Origin of the sequence: Agrobacterium sp. El2ro-1b (genome assembly GCF_048298475.1) — a bacterium.
Lineage (GTDB): Bacteria > Pseudomonadota > Alphaproteobacteria > Rhizobiales > Rhizobiaceae > Agrobacterium > Agrobacterium fabrum.
On sequence record NZ_CP103459.1, the window covers coordinates 761,772 to 783,209 of the forward strand.

The window sequence follows — 21,438 nt, forward strand, 5'->3', positions numbered from 1 at the left end:
GGCAGACGCATAAAAATTATTTCGCCGTCCAGCCGCCGTCGATGGAAATGGTCGTGCCGGTAATGGAGCGCGCCATATCGCCTGCAAGATAAAGCGCCATTTCCGCCACTTCCTCCGGCTGCACGAACCGTCTGGTCGGCTGTGGCGCAAGCATCACCTTCTTCACCACATCGTCCTCGCTCATGCCATGCACCCGCGCCTGATCAGCCACCTGGGCTGCGACAAGAGGGGTCCAGACATAACCGGGGCAGATGGCGTTGCAGGTGATGCCGAGTTCGGCCACTTCCAGCGCCACGCTTTTCGTGAGGCCGACCACGGCGTGTTTGGTCGCCACATAAGGCGCTTTGAAGGGGGAGGCGCGTAGTCCGTGCGCGGACGCGATGTTGACGATGCGGCCCCAGCCCCTTTCCTTCATGCCCGGCAAGGCCGCGTGGATCGTATGAAAAGCGCTGTCGAGCGAGATGGCGACGATGCGGGAGAAATCGGCAAAATCGAATTCGTCTATCGGCGCGACCTTCTGGATGCCGGCATTGTTGACCAACACATCGATATGGCCGAACTCGGCGATGACTTTTTCCGGAAGGTGCGCGCTCTCGTCGTAATGGGCGAGATTGGCGGAAAAATAGACCGGCCGGTGGCGCGCCACTGTCGCAACCGCTTCAAGGGCCTGCGCGCCCTCCTCCGCCGTCTCCACACCGTGGACGGCGACCAGAAACCCGGCTTCGGCAAAACGTTTGGCGATGGCAAGCCCGATGCCGCTGGTGGAACCCGTGACCAGCACGGTTTTTGGTTGATCCTCCATCGGTCTAGTCCTTTAGCTGCGGCAAATTGCGGAAAAGTTCGAGCGATTCCGGATTTGCGAGTGCATCGGTATTTTTAACCGGCCGGCCATGGATGGTATCGCGCACCGCGATTTCGGAAATCTTGCCCGAACGGGTGCGGGGAATGGCGCTGACGGCGATGATCCTTGCCGGCACATGCCGCGGCGTCGCACCTGAACGGATGCGGCTGCGAATGGTCTTTTCCAGCTCCTCCGTCAGGACCGCGCCTTCCTTCATGCGTATGAAAAGGATCACCCGCTGGTCGCCGTCAATATCCTGCCCGACGGCAATGGCCTCCTCGACATCAGGCACGGTTTCCACCTGTCGATAAATCTCCGCCGTGCCGATACGCACCCCGCCGGGATTGAGCGTCGTGTCCGAGCGGCCATGGATGACATAACCGCCGGAAGGACGCAGTTCGGCGAAATCGCCATGCGCCCAGATGCCGGGAAAACGATCGAAATAGGCGGCCTGATAGCGTGAGCCATCCTCATCGCCCCAGAATCTGACCGGCATGGACAGGTGAGCATTGCGGCAGACAAGCTCAGCGGCGACGCCGCGAACGGAACGGCCTTCATCATCGAGCGTATCGATATCCATGCCGAGCATCGCGCCCTGCAATTCACCGCGATGAACGGGCTGCAGCGGATTTCCGCCAAGAAAACAGGCGCAGATATCGGTGCCGCCGGAAATGGAGGCAAGATGCACATCCGCCTTCCAGTCGCGATAGATATAATCGAAGGATTGCGGGATGAGCGGCGAACCGGTGGAAAGGATCGTCCTCAGAGAGGACAGGTCATGGCTTTCACGTGGTTTCAGCCCGGCCTTCAGGCAGGCATCGATGAACTTGGCCGAGGTGCCGAAGGTAGCGATCCGTTCCGCGTCGATGAGATCGATCAGCCGCGCAGGGTTGGGATAACCAGGATTGCCGTCATAGGTGACGAGCGTTGCGCCAAGCGCCAGACCGGAGACCTGCCAGTTCCACATCATCCAGCCGCAGGTGGTGAAATAGAAGAAGCGCTCCCCCTGCCTGATATCGCATTGCAGCTTCTGCTCCTTCATGTGCTGAAGAAGCAGCCCGCCGCCGGAATGGGTGATGCATTTCGGCTTGCCTGTCGTGCCGGAGGAATAAAGGATCGCCAGCGGCGCCTTCACGGGCAGAGGGTTGAACGCAATCTCGCCCGCCACATAGGGCGCGACGAAATCCGCAAGCGTCACGCAGCCAAGATCGGCGAGGCTTTCGCGAACGGCGTTACCAATCAGCACGATCTTTTCAGGCCTGGCACTTTCCGCCACGGCGCGGATGGTGGGGCCGACATCGATGCGTTTGCCGGCATAACCATATTCCGGCACGGCGATCAGGATTTTCGGATCGATCTGCGACAGACGGTCTGAAGCCCCTGCCGGGCCGAAATCCGGCGAGCAGGACGACCAGATGGCCCCGATGGCGCTGACGGCTAGATAGCTGGTGATCGCCTCGATATCATGGGTAACGATGGCGCCGACACGGTCGCCCTCTTTCACGCCCGCATGGACCAGCGCCTGCACCATACGGGACACGTCATCATAAAGAGCCCTACGGCTTATCTCTCGCCGTGTGCCATCGTCGCGATGGGCGATGATGGCGAGCCGCTCATCGGCATCGCGCAGCAGGTTTTCCGCATAATTGAGCCGCGCGCCCGGATAAAATTCGGCGTCCCGGATCGTCGCACCGGCTTTGAATGCCGCTTCGCCGCGCGTACCGATGATCGCGAGTTCGTCCCACAGCGCATCGTAAAACTCATCCGGGGCATCGATGGACCAGCGCAAGAGGCCGGCGTAATCATCGGCAGCCAGCCCGTGCAGCGGTGCGGTTTTCGCCGCGAAAGCAAAAAGCGCCGAGTGCTCCAGCCTTTGCCGCGGCGGCACCCACAGAATATCGGATGGCACGGCCTCCATCATGCTTCGCCTCCGCGCAGCATTTCGACAATGGCGGAAAAATCCCGCCCGCCGCCACCTTCGCCGACGAAGTTTTCATAAAGCGCCGATGCCGCAGCTCCGAGCGGGGTGGAAACACCCGTGCCATTGGCTGCTGCCTGCGACAGCTTCAGATCCTTCAGCATCAAGGCCGCCGCAAAGCCGGGCTGGTAATCCTTGTTGGCAGGCGATGTCGGCACGGGCCCGGGCACCGGGCAGTAGGTGGTGAGCGACCAGCACTGCCCCGAGGAGGTGGAGGCGACATCGAACAACGCCTGATGCGAAAGGCCGAGCTTTTCGCCAAGCACGAAGGCTTCCGAGACCGCGATCATGGAAATGCCGAGGATCATATTGTTGCAGATCTTCGCCGCCTGGCCGTTGCCGCCCTTGCCGCAATGGACGATCTTCTTGCCCATCGCCTCCAGCACCGGCCTTGCCGCCGCAAAAGCCTCCGGCTCGCCGCCGCACATGAAGGTCAGGGTGCCGGCCGCCGCCCCGCTGGTGCCGCCGGATACGGGAGCATCGACCGAAGAGCAACCGGCGGAAGCGGCCAGTTCATGCGCCTTCAGCGCGCTTTCCATATCCACCGTCGAACAATCGATCAGCAGCGTTCCAGCAGATACCTTTTGGACCAGATCGCCATAGACCGAAACGACATGTTCGCCCTTGGGCAGCATGGTGATGATCACCTCCGCCGCGTCGGTCGCTTCGGCAGAATCCGCTGGCACGGGAATGCCCGCCTCCTTGGCCGCCGCACGGCAGGCTTCGGCAAGATCATAGCCCCTAACGGTGTAACCCGCCTTGACGAGATTGGCGGCCATCGGCAGGCCCATATGTCCCAGCCCGATAAATGCGACGGTCTTCATCGGTGCGTTCCTTTCAGCGATTATCCGCAAGGATCATGTCGGCGGCCTTTTCGGCAATCATGATCGTCGGGGAATTGGTGTTTCCGGAGGTGATGCGCGGCATTACCGAGGCGTCGGCAACGCGCAGCCCGGCGAGCCTGCGGAATTTCAGCCGCGCATCGACGACGCTCTCCACATCCGACCCCATGCGCAACGTGCCGACGGGGTGGAAGATGGTGGTGCCGATATCGCCCGCCGCCCTGGCCAGATCATTGTCGTTTTCGAAAGACGGGCCGGGCCGGTATTCCTGCGGGTTGAAGCGGGAAAATGCCGGCTGGGCAACGATGCGGCGCGTCAGCCGCATGGCGTCGATGGCCACCTGACGGTCGCCTTCGGTGGAAAGATAGTTCGGGCGGATTTCCGGCTGCATGGCGAAATCCGGTCCTTTCACATGCACTGAGCCGCGGCTTTCCGGCCGCAGATTACAGACACTTGCGGTAATGGCCGGAAAAGTGTGAACCGGATCACCGAACTTGTCGAGCGAAACCGGCTGGACATGATATTCCAGATCAGCGGTTTCCTTTTCCGGCGAAGAACGGGTGAAAACGCCAAGCTGGCTCGGCGCCATCGACATCGGTCCGGAGCGGGTCAGCGCATATTCAAGGCCAATCCTCGCCTTGCCGAACAGGGTGGAGGCCCGTTCATTCAGCGTCAGGACACCGGAGACCTTATAGACCATGCGCAATTGCAGATGGTCCTGCAGGTTTTCGCCCACGCCCTGAACCTCTGCCACCGTGTCGATACCGGCGGCCTGCAAAACGTCGCCACGGCCGACACCGGAAAGCTCCAGAATATGCGGCGAACCGATCGCGCCGGCTGATAGCACCGTCTCGCGCCGTGCGCGCATCTTTTTCAGGACGCCGTCATGGTGGAACTCGACGCCCGTAACCCGGCCCTCCTCGATGATCAGCCGCTTGACATGCGCCTTGGTCAGGACCGTGAGGTTCTTGCGGCCAAGCGCCGGTTTCAGAAACGCCTTGGCCGTGTTCCAGCGCCAGCCAGAGCGCTGGTTGACGTCGAAATAACCCGCACCTTCATTGTCGCCCCGGTTGAAGTCATCGGTCGAGGGAATGCCGGCTTCGCCTGCCGCCTTCTGGAAGGCATCAAGCACATCCCAGCGCACCCGCGCCTTTTCCACCCGCCACTCACCGCCGGCGGAATGCAGGTCGCTTTTGCCGCGATAAAAATCTTCCGACTTCATGAAATAGGGCAGGATGTCGCTCCAGCCCCAGCCTTCGCAGCCGAGCTGACGCCAGACATCGTAGTCCCGCGCCTGGCCGCGCATGTAGATCATGCCGTTGATGGAGGAGCAGCCGCCCAGAACCTTGCCGCGCGGATAGATCAGCGCGCGGCCGTTAAGGCCCGGCTCTTCCGCGGTCTTGAAACACCAGTCGGTGCGGGGATTGTTGATGCAATAGAGATAACCGACGGGAATATGGATCCAGTGGTAATTGTCATTGCCACCCGCCTCCAAGAGCAGGACACGGTTGTTCGGATCCTTTGAAAGGCGGTTGGCAAGGACACATCCGGCACTCCCCGCCCCGATGACAATATAGTCATATTCGCCCATGTCGTTCTCCATGCGCCACCCTTGCCGCGTCGTCCCGGACGCGGAGGAGGCATTTCAAGTGTTTTCAAAAATATCTAGCCGCGGTGCTGGAAGCCGAGTTTTCTCCCAAGCCGCGACGCGTAAAATTCGCCGATCAAACCGCGCCGGAACACCAGGACGCAGGCCATGAATACAAGGCCGGTGATGATGGTGACCGGGAAATCCGATGTTGCGAGATAGTTCTGCAAGGTGACGACGAGGCCCGCGCCGAAAATCGGGCCAATCATGGTGCCGATACCGCCGAGCAGCGTCATCAGGATCACTTCGCCGGACATCTGCCAGGTCACATCCGTCAGCGTCGCAAACTGGAAGACCAGCGCCTTCAGGCCGCCCGCAAGACCGGCCAGCGCCGCCGACATGACGAAGGCGCCGAGCTTGTAACGCTGCACGCTATAGCCGAGCGAAATGGCGCGCTGTTCGTTTTCACGGATGGATTTCAGGATCATGCCGAAGGGCGAATTGACGAAACGCCAGATGACCAGCAGTGCCAGCACGAAGGCTGCCAACACCGTGTAATAGATGTTGAGCGGCGCATTAAGGTCGAGAAGGCCGAAGAGATGGCCACGCGGCACGCCCTGCAAGCCGTCTTCGCCATGGGTAAACGGCGCCTGAAGGCAGAAGAAATAAAACATCTGCGACAGCGCCAGCGTGATCATGGCGAAATAGATGCCCTGGCGACGGATGGCGAAGAAGCCGATGACGAGGCCAAGAAGGGCCGCACCGGCCATGCCGATGACCAGACCGATCTCCGGCGTCACGCCCCATTCCTTCACCGAATAAGCGGTGAAATAGGCCGCACCGCCGAAAAATGCCGCATGGCCGAAGGACAGCAGTCCCGTGTAACCGATCAGCAGATTGAAGGCGCAGGCAAACAGTGCAAAGCACAGGAGCTTCATCAGAAAGATCGGATAAACGAACATCGGCGCGGCTATGAGGACGGCAAGCCCCGCCAGAATGAGCACGGTCTTGATGGTGCCCGCAGTCGTCGAAACTTCGGCCTGGGGCATCGCACCGGCAGTGGGGTTATGGGAGGCTTTGGACATATCAGGCGTCCTTTCCGAAAAGTCCGGCGGGGCGGATGAGCAGCACAAAGGCCATGATGACGAAGATGACGATATTGGAGGCCTCGGGGTAGAAAACCTTGGTCAGGCCTTCGGCGATGCCCAGCATGTAACCGGTGACGATGGCCCCCATGATCGACCCCATGCCGCCGACGACGACCACGGCGAAGACCACGATGATGAGGTTGGTGCCCATCAGCGGTGACACCTGATAGATGGGTGCGGCCAGCACGCCGGTGAAGCCTGCAAGGCCGGCACCCAATGCGTAGGTCAGCGTCAGGAGCACCGGCACGTTGATGCCGAAAGCCTGCACCAGCGTCGGGTTTTCCGTCGCCGCCCGCAGATAGGAGCCGAGCCGCGTCTTTTCGATCAACGCCCAGGTGGCGATGCAGGCGACCAGCGAGATGACGACAACAAAGGCGCGATAATTCGGCAGGAACATGAAGCCGAGATTGGTGCCGCCGGCAAGCTCACGCGGCACCGAATAGGGCTGGCCCGCTGCACCGTAAAGCCAGCGGAACGTGCCTTCCACCACAAGCGCCAGGCCGAAGGTGAAAAGCAGCCCGTAAAGCGGGTCGAGATCATAAAGCCGCGACAGCATGAAACGTTCGACGATCGCACCGAAAAGCGCGACGACGAGCGGCGTCACGATGAGCGCCATCCAGAAATTGATGCCGAAATATTGCAGGCCGAGGAAGGCGACAAAAGCGCCGAGCATATATTGCGCCCCATGCGCAAAATTGATGACGCGCAGCAGGCCGAAAATGACGGCAAGGCCGAGCGACAGCAGCGCATAAAACGAGCCGTTGATCAGGCCGATCAACAATTGCCCGAGCAGGGCCTGAATTGGAATGCCGAAGATCATCGTCATCGTTAAACCCCCAGCACTTTATTGAGTTCGCCCATGCGGGCCGAAAGCTCGCCCACCGGAAAATTGCTGACCATCTGGCCATGATCCATCAGGTAGAAGCGATCAGCGATACGGCTGGCAAACCGGAAATTCTGCTCGACCAGAACCACGGTCATGCCTCGGCTCTTCAGTTTTTGCAGCACTTCGCCGATGCGCTGCACGATAACAGGCGCAAGCCCTTCGGTCGGCTCATCGAGCAGCAACACTTTCACGCCGGTGCGCAGGATGCGCGCCATGGCCAGCATCTGCTGTTCGCCGCCGGAAAGCTTGGTGCCAGGGCTGGTGCGGCGTTCGTAAAGGTTGGGAAACAGCTCGTAGATTTCATCGAGCGTCATGCCGCCGGATGCGACGACGGGCGGCAGCATCAGATTTTCCTCGACGCTCAGCGTCGCGAAGATACCCCGTTCTTCCGGCACGAAACCAATGCCGTATTTCGCCGTGCGATGCAGCGGCACCGGCATCATGTCCTTGCCGCCAAGCTTGATCACGCCCTTGCGGTTGCGGATGATGCCCATAATGGTGCGCAGCGTCGTGGTTTTGCCCACACCGTTGCGGCCGAGAATGGTGATGGTTTCGCCTTCGCCGACGGTCAGATCGACGCCGTGCAGGGCCTGGCTTTCGCCATACCAGGATTTCAGGTTGGAGACTTCGAGCATTGCCGCCATATCAAGCCTCCTCCGTGCCCATATAGGCCGTGCGCACGCGCGGATCGGCGGAAACGGCGGCGTAATCGCCCTCCGCCAAGATTTCACCGCGTTGCAACACCGTGACCTGATGGCAGATATCGGCCACGACCTTCAGATTATGTTCGACCATCAACACCGCGCGGGTTTTGGCCACCTCGCGGATGAGTTCGGCGACGTGGGAGACATCTTCCCCACCCATGCCGGCCATCGGTTCGTCCAGCAGCAGAACCTTCGGATCGAGCGCCAGCGTGGTGGCGATTTCGAGAACCCGCTTGCGACCGTAAGACAGATCGGCCGCAAGCGCATTTTTTTCCCGCGTGAGGCCGACCATGGCGATCAGTTCCTCGGCACGGGCGTTCAGCCTGTCGAGCGAGGAGAGCGGCAGCCAGAATTGCGTTGCAAGACTATTGGGCCGCTGTAACGCCACCCGCACGTTCTCGAGAACCGTCAGATGCGGAAACACTGCCGATATCTGAAAAGAACGCACGAGGCCGAGACGCGCCACCTTGTCCGGCGGCGTCTTTGTTATGTCAGTTCCCATGAAGGTGATCGCCCCGCCAGTCGGCTGGAGAAACTTGGTCAATAGATTAAAGACCGTCGTCTTGCCGGCGCCGTTCGGACCGATCAGCGCATGCACGCGGGCATGATGCACGTCGAGATCGACGTTTTTCACGGCCGCGAATGCGCCGAAGGTTTTGGTGAGACCACGCGCCGAGAGAACAACGCGTGGTTCGGCCTGCCCGGCGGGGGCGGGAGCGATCATCATGAAACTTTCCCCTTTTTTACGTCAGTCTTTTATTGCGTCACCAGCGGGCAACCGCTTTTTGTGGGGTCCATGAAGGCTTCCTTGCCGGGGATGGTGGCGAGCACCTTGTAATAATCCCAGGGCTGTTTGCTCTCATCCGGCTTCTTCACTTCCATGAGATACATGTCGTGGATCATGCGGCCGTTTGCGGCCACATGGCCGTCCTTGGCGAAGACGTCGTTAACAGGCATTTCCTTCATGGCCTTGGCAACGGCATCTGCATCGTCAGTGCCAGCCTTTTCAATGGCTTTCAGATAATGAAGCACGGCGGAATAAGTGCCGGTATGGATCATGTTGGGCATGGCGCCGGTGCGTTCCTTGAAACGCTCACCAAATTTGCGCGATTCATCGTCGCGGTCCCAATAAAATCCTTCCGTCAGCGTCAACCCTTGAGCCGCCTCAAGACCGAGGCCATGCACTTCCGCAAGCGTGAAGAGGAGAGCGGCAAGCCGCTGGCCGCCCGCCACGATGCCGAATTCGGACGCCTGCTTGATGGCGTTGGAGGTATCGAGACCGGCATTGGCAAGACCGATGACCTTCGCACCCGAGGACTGCGCCTGCAGCAGGAACGAAGAATAATCCGTCGTCGCCAGAGGATGGCGCACCGAGCCGAGCACCTTACCACCATTGGCCTTGACGAAATTGCTGGTGTTTTCTTCCAACGAATAACCGAAAGCGTAGTCGGCCGTCAGGAAGAACCAGCTGTCACCGCCCTGCTTGACGAGCGCGCCGCCGGTGCCGACCGCCAGCGAATAGGTGTCATAAGCCCAGTGGAAACCATAGGGGCTGCACTGTTTGCCGGTCAGTTCGGTGGTTGCCGCACCGGTGTTGATGGTAATCTTCTTCTTGTCTTTCGAGAGCGCCTGTACGGCAAGACCCACCGACGACGAGGTCAATTCCATGATCGAATCGACCTGCTCGGTATCGTACCATTGCCGGGCAATGTTGGAGGCGACGTCCGCCTTGTTCTGGTGATCGGCGGTCACGACATCAACCGGCGCACCCAGCACCTTGCCGCCGAAATCCTCGACCGCCATCTTCGCGGCTTCATAAGAGTATTTGCCGCCGAAATTGGCGTAGACGCCCGACTGGTCGTTCAGGATACCGATCTTGACCTTGCCGTCCGAAATCTCGGCCGCATAAGCGGCAGTGCCGGCGGCCAGTGCCATGGCCGTGGATAAAACGATACTCTTGCGCATGACTTCTCCTCCCAGAGATGATTGCGAGCCTCAGATTGTATGTGCAGCGGTGAACCGAAACCGTTGCACCCGAATGGCCGCACCGCCCTCCTCAAAGCGATGCATCCTCAGCCTAGACTTCTCGAATTCGGCCGTTGACACAAGAGCCGGGCATCATCAAATTGCGAACAGGAACTGTTCATTTTTGAACAGAACTCTTGACGGGAGACGGAAATGGCCACGCCTTTTACCTGGGACGACCTGCAATATTTCCTAGCGGTGGCCCGCACCGGACAGCTCTCATCGGCCGCCCGCAGCCTGCGCACCAGCCACGCCACCGTCTCCCGCCATATCGATCGGCTGGAATTTTCGCTTAAAACCAAGCTGTTCGAGCGAAACCCGCGCGGTTACGAGCTGACGACAGTGGGACGGCGGCTGGTGGATACCGTCGAGCGCATCGAGGCAGAGGCGGAACGGCTGCAATCGGATATTTCCGAAAGCGGCAGCCTGCTGCGCGGCGTGGTGCGCTTGAGCGCTCCTGAAGGTTTTTCCAATTTTTTCTTCGTGGAAAGGCTGAAGGACTTCGCCGCAACCCATCCCCACATCATGGTGGAAATGGTGACGATCCAGCAGATCATGGCTTTGTCTCGGAAAGAGGCGGATGTGGCGGTCACACTCGATCCGCCGAAAGCCGGTCCATACATCAACGAACAGATCATCGATTACACGCTGCATATCTATGCCTCGCGCTCCTATCTTGCTGGCCACCCGAAAATCACCCGGCGCGAGGATCTGCCGAATCATTTCTTCATCGGTTACGTGCAGGACCTGATCTTCTCGCCCGGCCTCGATTATATGCGCGACGTGTGGCCCGGCCTGCGCCCCAACTTCCAGTCCTCGAGCATTTTCGCGCAGCTGACCGCCACGCTGAGTGGCCGTGGCCTTTGCATCCTGCCGAACTTCATCGCCGCTCGCTTTCCTGATTTGCAGATGGTGCTACCAGGCGATGTCGAGCTGCGGCGCGGTTACTGGCTGACTAGCCATCAAGATTTTGCCAACGTGCCGCGTGTGCGCTCGCTGATGGATTTCATTCTCACCACCGCGCGTGCGCATGAAAATCTCTTCATTCTCAAGCGCGGAATGATGGTCTGAAATACCGATCGTTCACATTTCGGCAACACCCTGTCTATGCCTGGCAGGTTGGAGGATGCGGGCCGTTGCTTATATGAGTGACAACAACGATGTCGCTGCAATAGCCGACATCCTCCAAAATCTGGAAGGTCATTATGAAAAAGATTGGATTTTTATCCTTTGGCCACTGGACGCCCTCGCCCCAGTCGCAGACACGCTCGGCGGCCGACACCCTGCTGCAATCGATCGACCTCGCCGTGGCTGCGGAAGAACTGGGGGCAGATGGAGCCTATTTCCGCGTGCACCATTTTGCCCGCCAGCTGGCCTCGCCCTTCCCACTTCTGGCCGCCGTCGGCGCCCGCACGAAGAAGATCGAGATCGGCACCGGCGTCATCGACATGCGTTATGAAAACCCGTTCTACATGGTGGAGGATGCCGGCTCGGCAGACCTCATCGCCGGTGGGCGCCTGCAGCTCGGCATCAGCCGCGGTTCGCCGGAGCAGGTGATTGATGGCTGGCGTTACTTCGGTTATCGCCCGGCCGAAGGTGAGAGCGAAGAGGACATGGCCCGGCAGCATACCGAGGTCTTCCTCGAACTTCTGAAGGGCGAAGGTTTCGCTGAGCCGAACCCACGGCCGATGTTCCCGAACCCGCCCGGTCTTCTGCGCCTTGAACCGCATTCAGAAGGGCTGCGCGAGCGTATCTGGTGGGGATCGAGCTCCAATGCGACGGCTGTCTGGGCGGCAAAGCTTGGCATGAACCTGCAAAGCTCCACCCTGAAGACGGACGAAACGGGTGAGCCTTTCCACGTCCAGCAGGCGCAGCAGATCCGTACCTTCCGGGAAGCCTGGAAAGAAGCCGGCCATACGCGTGATCCGCGCGTTTCGGTCAGCCGCAGCATCTTCGCGCTCGTTAATGATCGTGATCGGTCCTATTTCGGCTACGGCAACGAAGGCGACGACAAGATCGGCTATATCGACGACAAGACGCGCGCGATCTTCGGGCGCAGCTATGCCGCCGAACCCGAAAAGCTGATCGAACAGCTGAAGGCCGACGAAGCCATCGCTGAAGCCGATACGTTGCTTCTGACCGTGCCGAACCAGCTGGGCGTCGAATACAACGCCCATGTGATCGAGACGATCCTGAAGCAGGTAGCGCCGGCTCTCGGCTGGCGATAACGGCTAGTTCTCGAAATGAGTAAGGCGGCGCATTCTCTGCGCCGCCTTTTTTTATTTCACCGCCTTGCCATAACGGGTGAAGCTTTCAGCCAGCGGCGTGGTGCTCGCGCCCGGCTGCTCCGGCCGTTTGTAGACACCGTCACGCACATGGATCGGCTCTTCGAAATGATCCTTGATCCACGGAATATATTCGAGGATGGTCGACGCCGGGTGCCAGTAGCTTAGATGCACATGCACCTGGCTCATCTCACCCGCATGCGGCACGACGGGCAGGCGGTGGGCGAGTGCGAGATCAGCCACCTGGATATATTCGGTGATGCCGCCAAGCCGCGTCACGTCAGGCTGGACATAGGCAACCGCGCCGGCATCGATGAAGGAACGGAACGCATCCACCGTATAAAGCTGCTCCCCCAGCGCAATCGGAATGGAGGTGTTGCGCGCCAGCCGGGCATGGCTGGTGACGTCGTCATACCAGAGCGGTTCCTCAAACCAGTAGATATCCAGATCTTTCGCCGCCGCGCAGAAACGCTGGCAGGTTGGCAGGTCCCACTTGCCGTTGCCATCAATGGCAATACGAACAGCGGAACCGACACGTTTGCGAACGGCGGTAAGGCGGGCAATATCTATATTCGGATCGTCATGTCCGACCTTGATCTTCAGGCGCGTGAAACCGTCTTCCTCCACCGCCCTGGCGCTGCCCGCCAGCAAGTCTTCCAGCGAGAAGGAAAGCCAGCCGATATCGGTATTATAGGCCTCCACCCCTGCCGTGCGGGCGCCGCCGAGATAGTGCCAGAGCGGCACGCCGGCCTTTTTTGCCTTGATATCCCACAGCGCCACGTCGATCGCGGCGAGCGCCAGATGGGTGATCCCGGCCCGGCCGACCCATTGCAGAGAGGGATAACGGGCTAGTTTCGTCCAGAGCCTTGAATGGTCAGATGCATCCTCGCCCAGCAGAAGGGGCGCATAACAATCGCTGATGCAGGATGTGATCAGCCTGTCGGACGGCAGATGCGCGTGCGTACCTGTGAAACCATAACCCGCGATCCCGTCGCTCGTCGTGATTTTCGCACCGACAACGCCCCAATGGGTGATGCTGTGGGTGGAATCGGAAATGGACTCCGATGTCAGCGGCAGATGCAGGATGAAAGGTTCGACAGCAGTTATTTTCATGATCGGTCATTCCTCGTTGCTTGAACGGTTTGCGAGGAGAAACGACACGCTTCCGCGATCCACGAACGCGGTGACGGTTTTGGTGAAGCGACCTCCCGCCCTCCTCCGGCGGTTGGTATCCAATGGAGATAGAGCTAACGGAAAAACAATCTTTGTAAAATAAAAAATTTTTTATTTTTAATATTCAGCCATTGCCTGTCCCGCGAAGCTGGGGGATGATGCCCTCATGAACACGCTGGTCAAAGTCACACTCGCCGATCAGGCACATCGGGAATTACGCGCCCGTATCGTCAGCGGCAGATTACGCGGCGGCGAACGCCTGCTGCCGAATGAGCTTGCCGCCGATCTCGGCATCAGCCCGACGCCCGTCAAGGAAGCCTGCCTGAAGCTCGAGGCCGATGGCCTGGTGGTCAATTCCTCCAGACGCGGCATGGTGGTGCGTGATTTTACCGTGGAGGATGTGGAGGAGCTCTACGCCGCCAGAATGCTGCTCGAAAAAGGTGCTGTGGAAGTGGCTTTCGATGCCGGGCAATTAGACGACGCCTTGCATGCGCAACTCGTGGAAAGCCTTGCGCAACACCGCGCATTCGCCAAGGGCTCAACGCTCGATGAATTGTCGAAAGCGCTTTTTTTCGATCGCAGCTTCCATGCAACCCTCGTTTCCGCCGCTCGCATTCCGGTCATTTCCGGCACGCATGAACGTATTCTCGACCAGACCCACACGGTGTTCGTGTCGATTCTTGGCGATTACGCCCGCTCTGTCGAAGAACACCAGAATATCGCCGACGCCATCGCCGCCCGCAGCAAGGTCCAGATCGTCGATGCGCTTTGGCGCCATCTGGAGCGCAGCCGGCAGAACACGTTGCGGCAAGTTCGTCTGCTGAAAGAGGCCGTTGGCTAAGCCGAAAAAAGAAAAGGCCGGAAATCCGGCCCTTTCGACTGTTGATCGTTCCACCCATCGACCTCAGGCCGTCGCGGCCTGCCGTGCCGCCTTGCGGCGCTCCACGCGGGCGCGGATGGCGTCGACATCCGTGATCGGTGTCGCGGCAAAAAGCTGACGCGTATAGGGATGCTTCGGATTAGCGAAAAGTTCCTCGCGCGAGCCCTGTTCGACGGCCTCGCCCTTGGAGATGACCAGCACGTCGTCCGCGATATAGCGGACCACGGAAAGATCGTGGCTGACGAAAACATAGGTCAGTTCGAACTCTTCCTGCAGATCGCGGAGCAGGTTCAAGACCTGCGCCTGCACCGAAAGATCGAGCGCCGAGACCGGCTCATCCAGAACCAGCAGCGCCGGGTTCAGCATCAGCGCGCGCGCAATGGCGATGCGCTGGCGCTGGCCGCCTGAGAACATGTGCGGATAACGGTTGAAATGCTCAGGGCCGAGGCCGACTTTGACCAGCATGGCCTCAGCCCGCTCGCGGCGCTCGGCAGCCGGTATTTTTGTGTTTATGACGAGCGGTTCCATCAGCACGTCGCCCACTTTCTGGCGCGGGTTGAGACTGCCATAGGGGTTCTGGAACACCATCTGCACCTTGGAGCGCATCTGCGTGTCCGGCCGACGCTTGGAGATATCCACCGGCTTGCCGTCGATCTTGAGCTCACCGCCCGATGCCGGGTCGATCAGCGCGATGATACGGGCAAGCGTCGACTTGCCCGAACCGGATTCGCCGACAATGGCCAGCGTCTTGCCGCGCTCAACGGCAAAATCGATGCCCTTCAGGGCCTGAACCGTCTTTGCGCCGCCGAACAGGCCGCCCGGAACGTGATAATGGCGGGTAATACCCTTGCCTTCGACAACGATACTCATCGAACGCCCTCCTTGCCGAAGAAATCGGAGACCGTGGGCAGACGGTCGCCGGTGGCATTTTCCGGCAGGGCCGAAAGCAGTGCCTTGGTATAGGGATGCTGCGGGGCTTCGAAGAGACTCAAGACATCCGCCTCCTCCATTTTGCGGCCCTTATATTGCACGACGACGCGGTCGGCGGTTTCCGCCACCACACCCATGTCATGGGTGATGAGGATCAGCGCCATGCCATATTCTTCCTGCAGCTTCATCAGCAGGTCGAGGATCTGCTTCTGGATCGTCACGTCGAGCGCGGTCGTCGGCTCGTCGGCGATCAAAAGGCGCGGCTTGGAGGCAATCGCGATGGCGATCATCACACGCTGGCACTGGCCGCCCGACATCTGATGCGGATAAGCCTTGAGCTTGGTTTCCGGCTCGGGAATGCCAACGGCCTGGAAGAGTTCCAGAGCACGCGCACGCGCGGCAGCACCGCTCATGCCGAGATTGAGGCGCAGAACTTCCTCGATCTGGAAACCGACCGTGAAGGACGGGTTGAGCGAGGCGACGGGTTCCTGGAAGATCATGGTGATCTCCCGGCCGATCACCCTGCGGCGCTCCTGCGACGACATGTTCAAAAGGTTCTTGCCGTCGAAGGTCATCTCATCGGCGGTGATCGTCGCCGTATCGGGCAGGAGCCCCATGACGGCAAGCATGGATACCGACTTGCCGGAACCGGACTCACCAACGATGGCCAGTACCTCGTGCTTGTCGACGGAAACATCGATGCCGTCGACAGCCGTGAAGGCACCGGTGGCAGTGGCGAATTTGACGGTGAGGTTCTTGATTTTCAGCAGGCTCATTGCTCAGCTCCGCTTCAGTTTGGGATCGAGCGCATCACGCAGGCCGTCACCCATCAGGTTGATGGCCAGCACCGAGATCAGGATCGTCAGGCCGGGAAGGGTCACGACCCACCAGGCACGCAGGATGAACTCCCGCGCTTCGGCGAGCATCGTGCCCCATTCGGAGGCGGGCGGCTGTGCACCCATGCCGAGGAAGCCGAGCGCCGCAGCATCGAGAACGGCGGACGAGAAGGACAGCGTCGCCTGAACGATCAGCGGCGCAAGGCAGTTCGGCAGGATCGTCTTGAACATCAGCCGCAGATTGCCGGCACCGGCCACGCGGGCAGCGGTGACATATTCACGTCGCAACTCGCTCATGACAGCGGCGCGCGTCAGGCGCGCAAAATGCGGCTGATAGACGATGGCGATGGCGATCATGGCGTTGGTCAATCCGGGACCCAAGATCGCAACCAGCACCAGAGCGAGCAGCAGCGACGGAAACGCCAGGATGACGTCCATCACGCGCATGATGACGGTATCCACCCAGCCGCCGAAAAAGCCGGCGACGAGACCGATGACGATGCCGCCAACAAGGGCGATGGAAACGACGACGACGCCGATGAACAGCGAGTACTGCGCGCCGTAGATCAGCCGGGACAGCATGTCGCGACCGACGGCGTCGGTGCCGAAGAAGAAGCCCGCACGGCCACCTTCCTGCCAGACCGGCGGTACGAGCAGCGCATCGCGATATTGCTGGGTTGGATCATGCGGCGCGATCAGCGGCGCAAAAACCGCCACCAGCACCAGCAGAATGAAAACGGCAAGGCCGATGACGGCACCGCGGTTCTGGCGGAAATAGAACCAGAAATCGGCGATCATCCGGCGGCGGATGGCAGCGTCCGAAAGGCGGACGCCGGGGGTGGTGATCACATCGGTCATTTGTGACGGATCCTCGGATTGATGAGGCCATAGGTCAGATCGACGAGCAGGTTGACGATCATCACCAGACCCGCGATCAGAAGCAGGCCGCTCTGCACGACGGGATAGTCGCGGCGCGAGATGGAATCGATCATCCACTTGCCGATGCCCGGCCAGGAAAAGATGGTTTCGGTCAGGATGGCACCAGCCATCAGCACGCCGATCTGCAGGCCGATGGTGGTGATGACCGGGATCATGGCGTTGCGCAGCGCATGAATGCCGACGACGCGGGAGGCCGACATGCCCTTTGCCCGTGCCGTGCGAACATAATCCTCACCCAGGACTTCCAGCATCGCCGAGCGCGTCTGGCGCGCGATCACCGCCAAGGGAATCGTGGCAAGCACCACCGAGGGCAGGATGAGATGCGATAGGGCAGACGCGAAAGCGCCCTTCTGTCCTGAAATCAGGCTGTCGATCAGCATGAAACCGGTGACGGAGGGGAAGAAATACATCAGCGAAATACGGCCCGACACCGGTGTCCATTGCAGGATGCCGGAGAACATGATGATGAGCAGCAGCCCCCACCAGAAGATCGGCATGGAGAAACCGACAAGCGCCGTCGTCATGGAAATCTGGTCGAACCAGGAACCACGGCGAATGGCGGCGATGACGCCGACCGGCACGCCGATCAAGGTTGCAATGATGATGGCGACAAGGCCAAGCTCGACCGTCGCGGGGAAGAGCGCCAGGAACTCGGTCAGAACGGGTTTCTTGGTGACCAGCGAATTGCCGAGGTCGCCCTGAAGCAGCCGTCCGAGAAAATGAAGATATTGCTGCCAGATCGGCTGGGCGAAGCCGAGCTGTTCGGCAAGCTGCGCATGCCGCTCAGGCGATATGCCACGTTCGCCCGCCATCAGCAGCACGGGATCTCCCGGCAGGACGCGTACGAAGGCGAAGGCGACGATGGTAATCCCGAGGAAGGTCGGAACGAGATAGAGAAGTTTGCCGAAAATGAACCGGATCATGGTTTTTTCCTGAAAAGACGCGCGGAAGAACAGGGTTCTTCCGCGCGTCCAGTTGTTTGGGATTACTCAGCGATATCGACGTTTTCGAAGGTGAAGTCGCCAAGCGGGCTCATGGTGAAGCCGGAAACCTTGGCGGACATCGGAACGAACTGCGTGGAGTGCGCAAGCGTCGCCCACGGAGCCTGTTCCTTGAAGATCACCTGCGCCTGCTCATAAAGCTTGGTGCGCTCGGCAACATCAGTGGTCTGCTTTGCCTTGGAAAGAAGTTCGGAGAACTCCTTGTTGCACCATTGCGCACGGTTTGCACCGCCTTCGCCGGTTGCGGCGCAGGAGAGCAGAACGCCCATGAAGTTGTCAGGGTCACCGTTGTCGCCGGTCCAGCCGAGAATGACGGCACCGTCGCGGTTCACTTCGGTCGACTTCTTGAGGTATTCACCCCATTCGAAGGAGACGATCTCGGCCTTGACGCCAACCTTTGCGAAATCCGACTGGATCAGCTCGGCGGTGCGGCGGGCATTCGGCATGTAAGGACGCTGAACCGGCATCGCCCAGATCTTCATCGTCAGATCCTTGACGCCAGCAGCTTCGAGAGCCTTCTTGGCCGCTTCCGGATCATACGGATCGTCCTTGATGCTGTCGTTATAGGACCACATGGTCGGCGGGATCGGGTTCTTGGCAACCGTGCCGGCACCCTGGAACACGGCGTCGATGATAGCCTGCTTGTTCATCGCCATGTTCAGCGCCTTGCGCACTTCCGGCTTGTCGAAAGGCGCGACGGTCGTGTTGTAGGCGAAGTAGGCGACGTTCAGACCCGGCTGCTCGTCGAGCTTGAGGTTCTTGTCGGCGCGGATCGTGGAAAGGTCAGCAGGAGCCGGGTAAGGCATCAGGTGGCATTCGCCGGCCTTCAGCTTCTGCAGGCGAACGGCGGCATCCGGCGTGATCGCGAAGATCAGATCGTCGATCTTCGGTGCATCACCCCAGTAGTCGGCATTCTTCTGGTAGCGGATGACCGCGTCCTTCTGATAGGCGACGAACTTGAACGGACCGGTGCCGATCGGCAGGTTGTTGAAGTCTTCCTTGGTGCCGGCCTTCTCAAGCGTATCGGCATATTCCTTCGAGACGATCGACGCGAAAGGCATGGCGATGTTGGCGAGGAACGGCGCTTCCGGGCGGGTCAGCACGAACTTGACGGTGTAATCGTCAACCTTGACGATTTCCTTGATCAGCGACGGCATTTCCATGGAGTTGTAATATTCGTAGGTGATGCCTGCGATATACTGGTTCCACGGGTTCTTGGTATCACCCTGACGGTTGTAGCTGAAGATCACGTCATCGGCGTTGAAATCGCGGCTCGGCGTGAACTTGTCGTTGGAGTGGAACTTCACACCCTTGCGCAGGTGGAAGGTATATTCCAGACCATCGCTCGAAACGTCCCATTTTTCGGCAAGGCCCGGCTCGACCTCGGTCGTGCCCTTCTTGAACTCGGTCAGACGGTTGTAGACCGGATGCGCGGAAGCGTCGAAGGTGCCGCCTGCGGTATAAGGCGACGGATCGAAGCCCTCCGGCGATGCCTCGGAGCAATAAACGAAGGTCTTTGCCATGGCTGGCATGGCGGAAGCCATGGCAAGCGCAGAGGCGATAAGCAAACTGCGGGTCAGCGTTTTCATCTGGTGGTCCTTTCCCTCTTTTTCTAAGTTCCTGCGGCCCCGTTGGGGGCCTACCTCTTCTGGTCAGCGACGACGCGGAAACCCGTGTCGCCGTTCGGTCTTTCGCCTTCCGACCAATTACCCGGCGACCGGCTGAAACAGCCGGTCGAGGTTCGTTTCCGGTGGGCAGAACCAGCGTGGCCCCGCCTCCGTCATGTAAGCAATATCTTCGAGACGGACGCCGCACTCGCCATAAACGCACAACATCGGCTCGATGGAAAAACACATGCCCGGCTCAAGCGCCGTGGCATTTCCTGCAACGATATAGGGTTCTTCGTGAATATCCAGCCCAAGCCCGTGACCGGTGCGGTGCGGCAGGCCGGGAACCTGATAATCGGGGCCGAAACCGGCCGCTTTCAGGCTGTCGCGCGCCGCCTTGTCGACATCCTGGCAGGCGGCACCCAGTGTGGCGGCCGCAAAGGCCGCAGCCTGCGCGTCGCGTTCGGCGTTCCAGAGAAAACGCTGGCGCTCGGTCGGCGTGCCGAAGACATAGGTGCGGGTGATATCAGAACGATAGCCGTGAAGAATGGCGCCGAGATCGACCAGCACCATATCGCCTTCTACAAGCGTCTGCGCATAGGGCACGCCATGCGGATAGGCCGTCGCCTCGCCGAACTGCACCGCCACGAAAAGCGGCTTCAGGCCGAGCGCAATATGGGCGGCGTTGACGAAATCGGCGACTTCGGTGGTCGAGATCCCCGGACGCAGCCCTTCGAAGACGGCCTTCTGCACGCCGTAGCTCGCGTCCATAGCGGTCTGAATGAGCGCGATCTCGGCAGCGGACTTGACCTGCCGCTGGGCGACGATCATCGGCTGGGCGGAAATGATCCGGCCTTCCAGGCGCTGCATCAGGGCGGATGCGAAGACAAACGGGGTTGCGGGATCGATGGCGACAAGATGACCGGGACAGGAAAGCGCGCCAATGCGGCTTGCCATCAGGTCGAAGGGACTCTCATCCTCTTCCCACACGGCAACGTCACCCGCAATGCGGATGAGTGTCTGCAGTTTCGGCTCTTCGAAGGTCGGGCTGATATAAAGCGGCGCACCCTCGGCTGGAATGAGAGCACCGTGAATGCGCTCGGAAAGGCCAAGCGAGAGACCAGTATAATAGGTCAGCGACGACGATGCATCGAGCCAGACCGCCTTCACATTTTGCTGGATCATCCGCGCCTGAAGGCCGCGTAGTCGCAATCTGAACTCGTCTTCAGCGATCGATGAAACCGCGATCGGCTGAAATCGCTTCAGCGCCTCTTGAAACTCTGCCATTCTCTCCCCGCCGCTTTCGGGCTCACGGACACAAGCGTGCCGGCAGCCTCCCAAGCGTTCTTTTCCACATGCTTAAACACAGGCATGGGCCTAAGCAATGGGCTGACAGGGTGCAGCGCCATAAAACTGTGCATATTTATCTAGACATAACGAAATCGTGATCGACGCACGCCGGATTCCCGCGCAGCTTGCCTTGACGCCGTAATATGAAATTCCCCCGGAAATCCAAGGGTAATATGCCCCACGTCCCGAACAGAGCCGGGACGCCGCAAAAAACACCAGAAGAAAAAAGATGCCCAGAAAAGGAAAAAGCCTGCCGCGGGAGGAGGTGCGGCAGGCTTCAAACTTGATCGGTGATTGGGAGGAGGAGTACCACCGATCCACATCGAGCGACACTGGGAGGAGGAGTGCGTCGCTTCGATGATTTAAATATAGCGGTCTCAGCGATTTTTTCCAGAGCAAGTCTCGCAATGCAGCATTGCATTTTT

At 59.9% G+C, this 21,438-nt stretch carries 19 protein-coding genes; 3 read left to right on the forward strand and 16 right to left on the reverse strand.

The features are described from left to right. Positions 1-16 precede the first annotated feature (16 nt). The 9 genes from NYR50_RS17725 to NYR50_RS17765 form a co-directional block, all read right to left on the reverse strand. Positions 17-802: a 3-hydroxybutyrate dehydrogenase gene (locus tag NYR50_RS17725; protein ID WP_418137739.1), complete on the reverse strand. Its 786-nt coding sequence runs from the start codon at positions 800-802 to the stop codon at positions 17-19. Positions 803-806: 4 nt separating this feature from the next. Further along, entirely contained in the window at positions 807-2,762 is a 1,956-nt protein-coding gene (locus tag NYR50_RS17730; RefSeq protein WP_418137740.1) for an acetoacetate--CoA ligase, read from the reverse strand. Then, entirely contained in the window at positions 2,759-3,643 is an 885-nt protein-coding gene (gene mmsB, locus NYR50_RS17735) for a 3-hydroxyisobutyrate dehydrogenase (RefSeq protein WP_418137741.1), read from the reverse strand. Before mmsB ends, NYR50_RS17730 begins: the two co-directional genes overlap by 4 nt. A 13-nt stretch (positions 3,644-3,656) precedes the next feature. Then, positions 3,657-5,252, reverse strand: coding sequence for a GMC family oxidoreductase (locus NYR50_RS17740; RefSeq protein ID WP_418137742.1), 1,596 nt, complete (start codon positions 5,250-5,252; stop codon positions 3,657-3,659). Between the two features lie 74 nt (positions 5,253-5,326). Beyond that, on the reverse strand, positions 5,327-6,334 hold the full coding sequence (locus NYR50_RS17745) for a branched-chain amino acid ABC transporter permease (RefSeq protein WP_418137743.1): 1,008 nt from the start codon (positions 6,332-6,334) through the stop codon (positions 5,327-5,329). 1 nt (position 6,335) lies between these two features. Next, positions 6,336-7,223: a branched-chain amino acid ABC transporter permease gene (locus NYR50_RS17750; protein WP_006313872.1), complete on the reverse strand. Its 888-nt coding sequence runs from the start codon at positions 7,221-7,223 to the stop codon at positions 6,336-6,338. Positions 7,224-7,225: 2 nt separating this feature from the next. Then, a complete protein-coding gene (locus NYR50_RS17755) occupies positions 7,226-7,927 on the reverse strand; it encodes an ABC transporter ATP-binding protein (protein ID WP_418137744.1) in 702 nt (233 codons plus the stop codon). A 1-nt stretch (position 7,928) separates the two neighbouring features. Continuing rightward, positions 7,929-8,714: an ABC transporter ATP-binding protein gene (locus NYR50_RS17760; RefSeq protein ID WP_418137745.1), complete on the reverse strand. Its 786-nt coding sequence runs from the start codon at positions 8,712-8,714 to the stop codon at positions 7,929-7,931. Between the two features lie 29 nt (positions 8,715-8,743). Beyond that, positions 8,744-9,952: an ABC transporter substrate-binding protein gene (locus NYR50_RS17765; RefSeq protein WP_418137746.1), complete on the reverse strand. Its 1,209-nt coding sequence runs from the start codon at positions 9,950-9,952 to the stop codon at positions 8,744-8,746. A gap of 213 nt (positions 9,953-10,165) precedes the next feature. On the opposite strand from NYR50_RS17765, the gene NYR50_RS17770 reads away from it, so the two are divergent. Then, a complete protein-coding gene (locus tag NYR50_RS17770; protein WP_174011137.1) occupies positions 10,166-11,083 on the forward strand; it encodes a LysR family transcriptional regulator in 918 nt (305 codons plus the stop codon). 134 nt (positions 11,084-11,217) lie between these two features. After that, the gene (locus NYR50_RS17775) at positions 11,218-12,240 is read left to right on the forward strand and encodes an LLM class flavin-dependent oxidoreductase (RefSeq protein WP_418137747.1); all 1,023 of its coding nucleotides are present in this window, start codon (positions 11,218-11,220) and stop codon (positions 12,238-12,240) included. A 51-nt stretch (positions 12,241-12,291) separates the two neighbouring features. On the opposite strand, the gene NYR50_RS17780 is transcribed toward NYR50_RS17775, so the two are convergent. Further along, on the reverse strand, positions 12,292-13,410 hold the full coding sequence (locus NYR50_RS17780) for a mandelate racemase/muconate lactonizing enzyme family protein (protein WP_418137748.1): 1,119 nt from the start codon (positions 13,408-13,410) through the stop codon (positions 12,292-12,294). Positions 13,411-13,636: 226 nt separating this feature from the next. Here NYR50_RS17780 and NYR50_RS17785 point away from each other — a divergent pair, with 226 nt between their 5' ends. Continuing rightward, positions 13,637-14,311, forward strand: coding sequence for a GntR family transcriptional regulator (locus tag NYR50_RS17785; RefSeq protein WP_418137749.1), 675 nt, complete (start codon positions 13,637-13,639; stop codon positions 14,309-14,311). 63 nt (positions 14,312-14,374) lie between these two features. On the opposite strand, the gene NYR50_RS17790 is transcribed toward NYR50_RS17785, so the two are convergent. From NYR50_RS17790 to NYR50_RS17815, 6 genes are all read right to left on the reverse strand, one after another. Then, positions 14,375-15,220: an ATP-binding cassette domain-containing protein gene (locus NYR50_RS17790; RefSeq protein ID WP_418137750.1), complete on the reverse strand. Its 846-nt coding sequence runs from the start codon at positions 15,218-15,220 to the stop codon at positions 14,375-14,377. Then, on the reverse strand, positions 15,217-16,056 hold the full coding sequence (locus tag NYR50_RS17795) for an ABC transporter ATP-binding protein (RefSeq protein WP_006313845.1): 840 nt from the start codon (positions 16,054-16,056) through the stop codon (positions 15,217-15,219). The genes NYR50_RS17790 and NYR50_RS17795 overlap by 4 nt, the downstream gene beginning before the upstream one ends. A gap of 3 nt (positions 16,057-16,059) precedes the next feature. Next, on the reverse strand, positions 16,060-16,974 hold the full coding sequence (locus tag NYR50_RS17800) for an ABC transporter permease subunit (RefSeq protein ID WP_006313844.1): 915 nt from the start codon (positions 16,972-16,974) through the stop codon (positions 16,060-16,062). Next, positions 16,971-17,978, reverse strand: coding sequence for an ABC transporter permease subunit (locus NYR50_RS17805; protein WP_418137751.1), 1,008 nt, complete (start codon positions 17,976-17,978; stop codon positions 16,971-16,973). The genes NYR50_RS17800 and NYR50_RS17805 overlap by 4 nt, the downstream gene beginning before the upstream one ends. A 62-nt stretch (positions 17,979-18,040) precedes the next feature. Then, on the reverse strand, positions 18,041-19,645 hold the full coding sequence (locus tag NYR50_RS17810; RefSeq protein ID WP_418137752.1) for an ABC transporter substrate-binding protein: 1,605 nt from the start codon (positions 19,643-19,645) through the stop codon (positions 18,041-18,043). Positions 19,646-19,762: 117 nt separating this feature from the next. After that, positions 19,763-20,950, reverse strand: a complete 1,188-nt coding sequence (locus tag NYR50_RS17815; RefSeq protein ID WP_010973573.1) for a M24 family metallopeptidase — start codon at positions 20,948-20,950, stop codon at positions 19,763-19,765. Between the last annotated feature and the right edge of the window lie 488 nt (positions 20,951-21,438).

Bases quoted from the DNA above. Each gene is read 5' to 3' on its own strand.
- NYR50_RS17780 (WP_418137748.1), bottom strand. From the start codon at position 13,410: ATGAAAATAACTGCTGTCGAACCTTTCATCCTGCATCTGCCGCTGACA.
- NYR50_RS17740 (WP_418137742.1), bottom strand. From the start codon at position 5,252: ATGGGCGAATATGACTATATTGTCATCGGGGCGGGGAGTGCCGGATGT.
- NYR50_RS17785 (WP_418137749.1), top strand. From the start codon at position 13,637: ATGAACACGCTGGTCAAAGTCACACTCGCCGATCAGGCACATCGGGAA.
- NYR50_RS17745 (WP_418137743.1), bottom strand. From the start codon at position 6,334: ATGTCCAAAGCCTCCCATAACCCCACTGCCGGTGCGATGCCCCAGGCC.
- NYR50_RS17805 (WP_418137751.1), bottom strand. From the start codon at position 17,978: ATGATCCGGTTCATTTTCGGCAAACTTCTCTATCTCGTTCCGACCTTC.
- NYR50_RS17755 (WP_418137744.1), bottom strand. From the start codon at position 7,927: ATGGCGGCAATGCTCGAAGTCTCCAACCTGAAATCCTGGTATGGCGAA.
- mmsB (WP_418137741.1), bottom strand. From the start codon at position 3,643: ATGAAGACCGTCGCATTTATCGGGCTGGGACATATGGGCCTGCCGATG.
- NYR50_RS17725 (WP_418137739.1), bottom strand. From the start codon at position 802: ATGGAGGATCAACCAAAAACCGTGCTGGTCACGGGTTCCACCAGCGGC.
- NYR50_RS17775 (WP_418137747.1), top strand. From the start codon at position 11,218: ATGAAAAAGATTGGATTTTTATCCTTTGGCCACTGGACGCCCTCGCCC.
- NYR50_RS17810 (WP_418137752.1), bottom strand. From the start codon at position 19,645: ATGAAAACGCTGACCCGCAGTTTGCTTATCGCCTCTGCGCTTGCCATG.
- NYR50_RS17750 (WP_006313872.1), bottom strand. From the start codon at position 7,223: ATGACGATGATCTTCGGCATTCCAATTCAGGCCCTGCTCGGGCAATTG.
- NYR50_RS17770 (WP_174011137.1), top strand. From the start codon at position 10,166: ATGGCCACGCCTTTTACCTGGGACGACCTGCAATATTTCCTAGCGGTG.
- NYR50_RS17795 (WP_006313845.1), bottom strand. From the start codon at position 16,056: ATGAGCCTGCTGAAAATCAAGAACCTCACCGTCAAATTCGCCACTGCC.
- NYR50_RS17730 (WP_418137740.1), bottom strand. From the start codon at position 2,762: ATGATGGAGGCCGTGCCATCCGATATTCTGTGGGTGCCGCCGCGGCAA.
- NYR50_RS17765 (WP_418137746.1), bottom strand. From the start codon at position 9,952: ATGCGCAAGAGTATCGTTTTATCCACGGCCATGGCACTGGCCGCCGGC.
- NYR50_RS17800 (WP_006313844.1), bottom strand. From the start codon at position 16,974: ATGACCGATGTGATCACCACCCCCGGCGTCCGCCTTTCGGACGCTGCC.
- NYR50_RS17760 (WP_418137745.1), bottom strand. From the start codon at position 8,714: ATGATGATCGCTCCCGCCCCCGCCGGGCAGGCCGAACCACGCGTTGTT.
- NYR50_RS17790 (WP_418137750.1), bottom strand. From the start codon at position 15,220: ATGAGTATCGTTGTCGAAGGCAAGGGTATTACCCGCCATTATCACGTT.
- NYR50_RS17815 (WP_010973573.1), bottom strand. From the start codon at position 20,950: ATGGCAGAGTTTCAAGAGGCGCTGAAGCGATTTCAGCCGATCGCGGTT.